Below are 8,826 nucleotides of genomic sequence, written 5' to 3' on the forward strand. Positions count from 1 at the left end.
CTCAACTTTTTAAACATGGAATATCGTAAATTGGGCAATTCGGACGTGACCGTGTCGGCCATCGCCTTCGGAGCCTGGGCCGCCGGGGGCTGGATGTGGGGCGGAACCGAGCGTAAAGAGGCCGTGGATGCGATCCGGGCTTCGTATGACCTCGGCGTGACATCCATCGACACGGCCCCGGTGTACGGACAGGGCACCAGCGAGGAAATTGTGGGCGAAGCGATTAAGGATTTACCCCGCGACAAAGTTCAGATTCTGACCAAATACGGCATGCGCTGGGACTTGACGAAAGGAACGCTGGCCTTTCAGTCGAAAGACAATGCCGGTACGCCGATCGACATTTACAAATACGCCGGAAAAGAAAGCATCATCAAAGAATGCGAAGACAGCCTGAAACGACTGAGCACCGATTACATCGATTTGTACCAGATTCACTGGCCGGATGTAACCACGCCGATTGCCGAAACGATGGAAGCCGTTGGGCGGCTGATCGAACAAGGTAAAGTCCGGACGGCGGGCGTTAGCAACTACAGCGTCGAGCAAATGAAGGAGGCCGAACAGACACTGAAACTGGTGTCGAATCAGGTGCCGTACAGCATGGTGAAACGCGACATCGAAGCCGACCTGGTACCGTATTGCCTCGAAAACCAGAAATCCATACTGGCTTATAGCCCGATGGAGCGGGGCTTGCTGACCGGAAAAATCAAACCGGGTCATCAATTTGCCGAGGGCGACCACCGCGCTAACTACAAAGCTTTCAAGGATGGAAATCTGGAGCGTATCGCATCGTTTCTGGAGAAAATCCGGCCCCTGGCCGACCAGAAGCAGGTGAGCCTGGGCCAACTGGTCATTCGCTGGACCATCGACCGACCCGCAATCACCGTCGCGCTGGTGGGCGCGCGCAATGCCGAACAGGCCGTTCAAAACGCGAAGGCTATTGATGTGACGTTAACCGCCGACGAAACCGCCTTCATTGACCAGCAACTCGAAGCCGTTCAACTGGTGTGACCGGGCCGCAGTCCGTTCCAGACGCTTCCGTCTTGCATTCCCCAAACTTCGTTATTCAACATTCGGTGTTCGTTATTCGATATTAAAACTTTAAAAGTAATATCGAATAATGAATAGCGAACACCAAATAACGAAGTTTAAAAACCGTACACTGGCTCCTTCCATCATTTCAGCGCGGAATGCTTTTTCCACAAGCGATAAGCCTCGCGTAACGTCATGTAGGGCACTCCCCACCGGTGGTTTTCCCGGCTGATGGCGTACAGGACCCGCCAGTGCCGAAACAACACCTTATAGGCTTCCCAAAGCGAAAAACCGGGCTGATAAATGTGCCCTGGTTCGGCCCCGGCCCCGTTAAGTTCCAGAATCTGAATGGTCCGACCCGCTTGCAAATCGGCCAGACTGCGGCAGCGCAAGTCGTAACGCCCGTAGTAAAAACCGTCGATTGATTGACTAATGCGGTCAATAACGGCGGTCAGTTCGGGCGTAATCAGGTGGTTGGCATTCAGAAATTTAGTGCCCCGGCTGTGATTACCGATAGGTTCCAGGGGAATCGTTTCACCGGCTGCGGGTATGACGTGCAGAAAGTCACCATACCGCTCGCGCAATGCCGGGAGTTGCAGAAACGCCCGCTCGTTTTGTCCGATCAACTCTTCGATGCAATTGTGCCCGTTGCCCCGAACGGTCAGGAATTCTTTCTGCACAATCGATGAAACCGTTCCCTGCGCCTGGCCGGGCATCCGGTAGTAGAAAACACCCAATTCCAGCGGTTCATCGACATAGGCTTGCACCAGAAAATCGCCGGGACTTTCGAAAGCATAGGCCCGTAATTCGTCCGGTTTTTCGATCTTTTTCACGCGCCAACCCCGTTCGCCGACATCGGGTTTGGCAATTACCGGAAACCGCATACCCGCCTTTTGCAGTCGATTCAACACCTCTTCGGCATCGGTTTTCGTCGAAACAAAAATCGTTTTTGGTTTATAGGCCTTGTCAATCCGGCTCAGTATATCCCATTTCGATTCGCCCAGCAATCCACCCGATTCGATGGCGGGGTTGGACGCAGAAAAGAAAAAGAAAGAGCGGGCCTTCAACGAAAGCCAGAGCCAGTAGACGAAAATGGGGAAGTAAACCAGTTCGAAGGGCCAGTACTCCCAATGCCGCAACCGAATCCAGAAGCGGCTTCGGGAGCGCCAGCGCGAGAGGAAGGGCCGGAAACCCGGCTCGAATGACGAAGACTTGGGTGAATCGGAAAGACTAAGCGGTTGCATGACAGGACGGTTGGAGGGTATGGTGGGTAGCTTGTTGGCGAATAAAATCGTCGTGGTGAATCTCGACAACACCATGCTGGTGGAGAATACCGGTCAGGCTCAGGGTTTTGAGTGCATCCTGCCGATTCATGAAGAGTCCGTTTTCGGGATCGTGCTGACCAGCCGTCAGGTGAAACTGGCGAATGTCGGTGAATGTCGGCTCGGGATTATGCTGGAGCCAGTCGTAAAACCAGTATTCCCGTTGCCCGATCACCTCTGGCAAATACAACGTTACCGATGACCAGATGCGGGGACGGTCGGAAAGCTGCTCAGTTACGCACCGCCGACGCCCATCCCAGCGCAGTTCGACCAACCGGTTCTTTTGAACCAGCAATAGTGTAAACGGCTCTAGTCCTTCGGGCTTGTGCTGATCCAGGAAATCATCGATCGAATTGTAGTCGAAAACCTGCAATGGGACAAGGCCCCGGCTGTGCCGATAAGGCGGCTGTGGTAAATGGGGTCTGAATGCGCCGTTGAGCAGGCAAACCGTTAATCGGGCACTGGCTACAATCCAGGTACCACCGCCCTGCGGGTCTTTCGGATAAACCAGCGTCTGACCGGTGTGGCAATAGGAGCGGGGTGGGAAGCTGGCTGGCCGAATGGTTTTCTCATCGCGGCTGTGGGTTAACATATAATCACCGTCGGGAAGGGGCAGATAGGTTGCGGTACACATGAGCAAGCTGTTTGCTGGTAAAGTCCGGTAAATCGTAATAGGTTAGGGCCGTCGAATGCCCAGCTTTTTCATGCGGGAATCCAGTGTGGTCGGGATCATGCCCAAAATCCGGGCGGCTCCGTTTTCGCCACTGACCTTCCAGCGGGTATGTTCCAGGACGGCGATGATGTGGTTGCGCTCGCATTCTTCCATCGTGAGCAAAGTGGTATTGGGTGGGGCTGAACTCTTCCGGTGGAGCAGCCGGTTGCCCACCCAATCGCCCAATTCGAGCTGGTGGCCCGAGGAGATGATCAGCGATCGTTCCACGACGTTTTCGAGTTCACGAATGTTTCCCGGCCAGTGGTAATTCATCAATGCGTCGAGCATTTCCTGCGAAATGTCTGTGATGGTTTTGCCGACACCGGGGCCGTGTTTCAGGCAAAAGTGCCTGACCAGCAGCGGGATATCCTCCTTGCGTTCTCGGAGCGGCAGGCTTTGGATCGGGAAAACGTTGAGCCGGTAAAACAAATCTTCCCGAAACCGACCTTCACTGATTTCTTTTTCAAGATCCCGGTTAGTGGCGGCCACGATCCGGACCGAAACTTTGACGGTTTTGGTACTGCCCACGCGCTCAAACTCACCTTCCTGCAACACCCGCAGCAGTTTGGCCTGCAAATCGAGCGGCATTTCGCCAATCTCGTCCAGAAAGAGCGTCCCACCGTCGGCCAGTTCGAAACGTCCCATTTTCTGAGTAGTGGCTCCGGTGAACGCGCCTTTTTCGTGCCCGAACAACTCGCTTTCGATGAGCGTCGCGGGCAGGGCTGCGCAGTTGATCTTGACCAGCGCTTTGTTTTTCCGGCTGCTGCGGCTATGAACCGCCCGGGCCAGCAGTTCTTTGCCGGTTCCGGACTCGCCCAGAATCAACACCGTCGTCTGCGTGGGGGCTACCTGCTCGACTTGCCGCAGCACCCGGCCGAAAGCCTTGCTCTGGCTGACAATTTCCTCAAAATTACTGGTTTGCTTAATTTCCTCGCGCAAATAAACGTTTTCGGCCTGAAGGCGGTTTTTCAGGCTTTCAACTTCGGACAGCGCTTTCGCCAGTGATTCGGTCCGTTCGGCCACGCGGGCTTCGAGCCGGGTGTTAGCTTCTTCCAGATCGCGCTGCAATCTTCGCAGTTCCAGATGCGTATTGATCCTTGAAATGACCTCCTGCAACTGGAACGGTTTGGTGATGTAATCGACGGCGCCCATGTTAAAACCGTTGACTTTATCCATCGTTTCGGAGAGGGCCGTCATGAACAGCACCGGAATCGACCGGAGTTGGTCGTCGTGTTTGAGCCGTCGGCAGGTTTCGAAACCATCCATGCCGGGCATCATGATGTCCAACAGAATCAGGTCGGGATGAGCCAGCCGGGCTTGCTCAATGGCGCTTTTGCCGTCGCGGGCCACCAGCACTTTGTAGTCGAAGCGGCTGAGTGTTTCGAATAACACACTAATGTTGTTGGGCATGTCGTCCACGATCAGGATGGTCCGGCCAGCCCCGGAGTCGTACGGAAGGCTCATGCGTTTTTGAAGGGCTGGGTGAGGTATTGCTTCAATTTGGCGGTATCGAATTCTTCGGCGGCCTGACGCATCTGGCGCACGAAGGTGGCATAGGCCGGTGTGCTTTCAAGATCGGTCAACACCTGTAGAATACCCCCGATATCGCCCATTTGAGCCAGTCGAAGCAGCGCCTGTCGTTGTTCGATGGGGGGCAGTTCGGCCGGGGCGTCGGGGCGAGGTAAGGGGCGGACGGGGGCTGCAGGCGGTTGATACCGGCTTAGTTCGGGTAAATTCAGGAGGAGTCGAAACTGGGTCCCCACACCCGGCTCGCTGGCGACCAGCAGATTCCCTCCCATAAGCCGAACCAACTGATCGGTGATGGATAAACCCAATCCCGTGCCTTCGACGAACTGCCCCGACTCCCGGATCTGACCAAACGGCTGAAAAATGTCCGGAACGTGTTCACTGCTCATGCCTACGCCCGTGTCTTCTACCAAAAACCGAAGGATTGATTGGCTCGGCAGTCGGTTTACGGTCAGGCAGATACGACCTGATTGGGTGAATTTTACGGCATTGCCGAGCAGGTTAAGCAGTACTTGCCGCAGTTTCCGTTCGTCGCCCACAACCCAGTCGGGCAACTCGGGAGCCAGTTGCAAATCGAAAGCCAGTCCTTTCTGTTCGGCCCGGACCCGCATCAGGCTTGTCAGGTTCCGGAGCAGGGCGGGCAGGTGCAGGGGTTCGTTCAGTACCTCCATGCGCCGGGCTTCAATTTTAGCCAGATCCAGCACGTCGTTGATAAGCGATAGCAGGTCTTCGGCGCAGTTGTGAATTACCTCCACGCCTTTCCGGAAACCGTTCGTAATCCGTTCGTCCTGTCGGAAAAGCTGGGTGTAGCCCAGAATGCCGTTCAGCGGAGTCCGGAGTTCGTGGCTCATTGTCGCCAGAAATTCGCTTTTAGCCCGGTTGGCCGACTCGGCTTCCTCCTTGGCGCGGGCCAGTTCGAGGGTGCGAAGCCGGACGGTTTCCTCCAGGTTCTGCTGAATTTGCAGAAGTTTTTCTTCGGCTACTTTCCGGCCGATTTCGGCTCCTGATCGGGCCGCCAGCACCCGGAGAATGCCCAGGTAGCGGTGGTGATTTCGCATGGGGCGTGAATCCGAAACGGACAGGTGGCCCACCACTTCACCGGATTTGTCATGAATCGGTACCCCCAGATAGGATTCAATGCCCACGGCCTGAAAGAAATTGGCCGATACATTGCCGGGGATATATAAATCGCGGTCGCGCATGACAATATCGCAGGGCGTACCGGCCAGATCGTACTCAATATTTTCGCGTAACGCATCATGCTGACTGAAAGCGAGTGTGCGTACCCGTGTTTTGCCGACGTGGGTGCATTCGGTAACTAAGGCATACTGAACGTTCAAAATAGCCGTCAATTGCCGGACCAATGATTGAAAAAAGTCCACGCCAATCTCGGCGGCTGTTCCTTCCGAAATTCGGCGCAGGGTTTCGTCCAATTGACTTCGTTCGGTTACATCCCGGACAAATGCGCAGAGATAGTCGCTTTCGTCCATCCGGATGAAGGTAAGGGTGATTTCCGTCCACCGTTGCGCACCGTCCCGGCGGAGCTGGGGTAAATCCAGAGTCATTGTCTGGTTTTGACGTACGCGCAACCACAATTGTTGATACTCTACCGCATCGTAGCCGGGATGGAGTTCGCTGAACTGGACGCCCGGCAAGCAGTCTGATTCGTAACCCAACTGTTGAGCTGCCGGGAGGTTGGCCCGGATTAGACGACCTCGTTCATCAAAGAGTAAAATAGGATCTAGCGCCTGATCGATGGTTGAATGCGACAGTCGCAGCACTTGTTCAGGAATTTCGGAGAATTGGTACATCGGCTAGTCAGGGCAATCAACGATGAACTATTTGCTTTCACGGTTTTCTGCTACAAATCCCACTCCAAACCGGCTAGGATGCCAAATGGACTGCTAATGCGCAAGGATTGACCGGTTTTCGCCAGTCGGGGCGTTCCAAACGGCTGACCGAAAACCGGACGGAACTCCGTCATTTCGTAAAGCTTACGAAATATCGTAATAATCGAACGGAAATCCAGTACAGGGCCAAAGGGATAAATCGGTCTTTTTGGTGGCTGGAGGGCGGTTTGTGAGCGGTTTTTACTCCTGGAACGGGATTTGGCTTAGGGATAATGACAACGTCATCAAACCAACGAACCAAGCAATCGAATGAAACCCATCCTGACTTTCCTGTTTGCTTTTTTGCTGCTCGAGCTTGCCAATGCTCAGAACAACCCATCAGTTCGCAAACAACAGTTTAACCTTGAAAATGGCCTGGCCCTGCAAGGCTACGACCCCGTTGCCTACTTCACCCAGAACAAAGCGGTGAAAGGTTCTGCGGCTAATACGCTTACGTACAAAACGATTACGTACCGGTTTGCCACTCCTGCCAACCTGAAAGCGTTTCAGGAAAACCCGGAAAAATACGAACCTCAGTACGGCGGCTGGTGTGCCTACGCAATGGGTGCCACCGGCGAAAAAGTGGAAATCGACCCCGAGACCTTCAAGGTCAAAGACGGAAAACTCTACCTCTTCTACCACAGCTTTATCAACAACACCCTGCCCAAGTGGAATAAGGATGAAATGAATCTGCAACGGAAAGCCGATGCAAGCTGGCTGAAGTTTGTCCACTCCAACTCCTGACCAACTTTTTAAAACCAACCCACCATGAAAAAACCGTTGATTTATCTGCTTTGGGCCGCTCGCTTGCTGGCCGCCCTGATTCTGCTCCAAACGCTGTATTTCAAATTTGGCGCGCAGGCCGAATCCGTTTACATTTTCTCCAAACTGAGCGTCGAACCCTGGGGACGCATTGGCTCGGGTGTTGTCGAACTGATCGCATCGATTCTGATCCTGATTCCTCGCACATCCTGGATCGGGGCAGGTCTGGGTCTGGGTGTGATGGCAGGCGCTATCGGAGCACACCTCACCGTACTGGGCATCGACATCCTGGGCGATGGCGGCTACCTCTTTTTTCTGGCGCTCGTGGTGGCGCTGAGTTGCGGAACCATCCTGGTGCTGACCCGGTCGCAGTGGTGGCCCATTGTTGAGCAAGTTTTAAACCGGTCGAAAACCGCCGGAGCCTGATTTTGGACTTCTTTTCTGCTGCCTACTATGTCACTAAAATCCGCCAGTACCGATATCCTGATGCAATTGGCCGACGCCATCGGTCAACTTACGAACGAAGCGTATGCCCGACCACTTGCGGTTTTGTCCGGCAATACCGTTGGCAAACACGTTCGGCACATTCTTGAATTCTACGAATTGCTGATCGACTGTGCGCCAACGGGTAGGTTGAACTATGATCACCGTAAACGCGATCTCCGGCTGGAGGTGGACACCCACGAAGCCCTCCGGCGCATCGGGGCGCTGGACCGGGCCGTTCATCTGCTCGACCTGAGTCGCCCGCTGGCGTTGCAAGCCGAACTGTCGGTGGTGGCCGAAAAACCGGTGCAGATTCCGTCGACCTTCGCCCGCGAACTGCTCTACAACATCGAACACGCCATTCACCACATGGCACTCATTCAGGTGGCTGTCCGAACTTCGTTCCCGCAGGTGGTGTTGCCGCCCCAATTCGGGGTTGCTTATTCGACCCTTCAATACCAGTCGCATGAATCCTGAATCAGTGTCCACGCTGCTTTCCCTTTTCGGACTTGTCGCTCTGATCAGTTTTGCGGGATCGTTGCATCCGGGTACAGTGAATCTGGCGGTCATCCAAACCACATTGACTCAAAACCGGCGTGCCGGTCTATGGCTGGCGTTGGGCGGAAGCCTGCCCGAGTTCGGTTACGGGGCGCTGTCGGCCGGTGGACTGATGGCGCTGCCGGTTTCGTCCTGGACGCATTGGCTGTCGTGGGCTTCGCTGCCGGTTTTGCTGGGCGCTGGCTGGGCCGCTTTTTGGCAAAAACCGGTGGTGATTGCCCCGAGCCCGGGCGTAAACCGGGACGCAGGGGTGGCTCCATTCTGGAAAGGGGTAACACTGGCCGCTACCAATCCGCAACTCCTGCCGTTTTGGTCGGCGGTTTGGTTATACCTGAACCAGACCGGCCTGCTGCCAACCCGTACCGGCGCGGGTCAGTGGGTGTTTGCCCTCGGAACCTCGGCTGGGGCCTTCGCGCTGTTGCTGGCCCTGGTGTATTTGGCCGATCGTCAACGGCACCATCTGGGCCGGTACCTGCGCGGTCGCTGGTTCAATTACCTGGGGGGCGGGGTTTTCGTGGCCATGGCGGTCTGGCAGGCCATTCGA

General features: G+C 55.1%; 10 protein-coding genes. 5 read left to right on the forward strand and 5 right to left on the reverse strand.

Translation table 11 applies throughout. From position 1 onward, the window contains the following. Positions 1–15: 15 nt before the first annotated feature. Entirely contained in the window at positions 16–1,008 is a 993-nt protein-coding gene (locus ACO2Q8_RS09445) for an aldo/keto reductase (protein WP_423344549.1), read from the forward strand. Between the two features lie 164 nt (positions 1,009–1,172). Here ACO2Q8_RS09445 and ACO2Q8_RS09450 read toward each other — a convergent pair whose 3' ends face one another. Genes ACO2Q8_RS09450 through ACO2Q8_RS09470 form a run of 5 tightly spaced genes read right to left on the reverse strand, consistent with a single transcriptional unit; the run spans position 1,173 to position 6,574 of the window. After that, complete coding sequence (locus tag ACO2Q8_RS09450; RefSeq protein WP_423344550.1) at positions 1,173–2,273, reverse strand: hypothetical protein; 1,101 nt, start codon at positions 2,271–2,273, stop codon at positions 1,173–1,175. Beyond that, a complete protein-coding gene (locus tag ACO2Q8_RS09455) occupies positions 2,260–2,985 on the reverse strand; it encodes a hypothetical protein (protein WP_423344551.1) in 726 nt (241 codons plus the stop codon). The genes ACO2Q8_RS09450 and ACO2Q8_RS09455 overlap by 14 nt, the downstream gene beginning before the upstream one ends. A gap of 42 nt (positions 2,986–3,027) precedes the next feature. Continuing rightward, positions 3,028–4,527 carry a sigma-54-dependent transcriptional regulator gene (locus ACO2Q8_RS09460; protein ID WP_423344552.1) on the reverse strand — a complete coding sequence of 500 codons (1,500 nt, stop codon included), beginning with the start codon at positions 4,525–4,527 and terminating at the stop codon, positions 3,028–3,030. Then, the gene (locus tag ACO2Q8_RS09465; protein ID WP_423344553.1) at positions 4,524–6,401 is read right to left on the reverse strand and encodes an ATP-binding protein; all 1,878 of its coding nucleotides are present in this window, start codon (positions 6,399–6,401) and stop codon (positions 4,524–4,526) included. Before ACO2Q8_RS09465 ends, ACO2Q8_RS09460 begins: the two co-directional genes overlap by 4 nt. Positions 6,402–6,451: 50 nt before the next feature. Continuing rightward, on the reverse strand, positions 6,452–6,574 hold the full coding sequence (locus ACO2Q8_RS09470; RefSeq protein ID WP_423344554.1) for a hypothetical protein: 123 nt from the start codon (positions 6,572–6,574) through the stop codon (positions 6,452–6,454). A gap of 175 nt (positions 6,575–6,749) precedes the next feature. Between ACO2Q8_RS09470 and ACO2Q8_RS09475 the strand changes: the two genes are divergently transcribed. The 4 genes from ACO2Q8_RS09475 to ACO2Q8_RS09490 form a co-directional block, all read left to right on the forward strand. Continuing rightward, complete coding sequence (locus tag ACO2Q8_RS09475) at positions 6,750–7,223, forward strand: YHS domain-containing (seleno)protein (protein ID WP_423344555.1); 474 nt, start codon at positions 6,750–6,752, stop codon at positions 7,221–7,223. A gap of 24 nt (positions 7,224–7,247) precedes the next feature. Further along, on the forward strand, positions 7,248–7,667 hold the full coding sequence (locus tag ACO2Q8_RS09480; protein ID WP_423344556.1) for a DoxX family protein: 420 nt from the start codon (positions 7,248–7,250) through the stop codon (positions 7,665–7,667). A 27-nt stretch (positions 7,668–7,694) separates the two neighbouring features. Continuing rightward, entirely contained in the window at positions 7,695–8,201 is a 507-nt protein-coding gene (locus ACO2Q8_RS09485; protein ID WP_423344557.1) for a DinB family protein, read from the forward strand. Beyond that, positions 8,191–8,826, forward strand: a 636-nt coding sequence (locus tag ACO2Q8_RS09490) for a LysE family translocator (RefSeq protein ID WP_423344558.1), incomplete at its 3' end; no start/stop codon positions are given. The genes ACO2Q8_RS09485 and ACO2Q8_RS09490, both read left to right, overlap by 11 nt.

The sequence above is a fragment of the Larkinella sp. VNQ87 genome (assembly GCF_049445795.1).
GTDB lineage: Bacteria > Bacteroidota > Bacteroidia > Cytophagales > Spirosomataceae > Larkinella.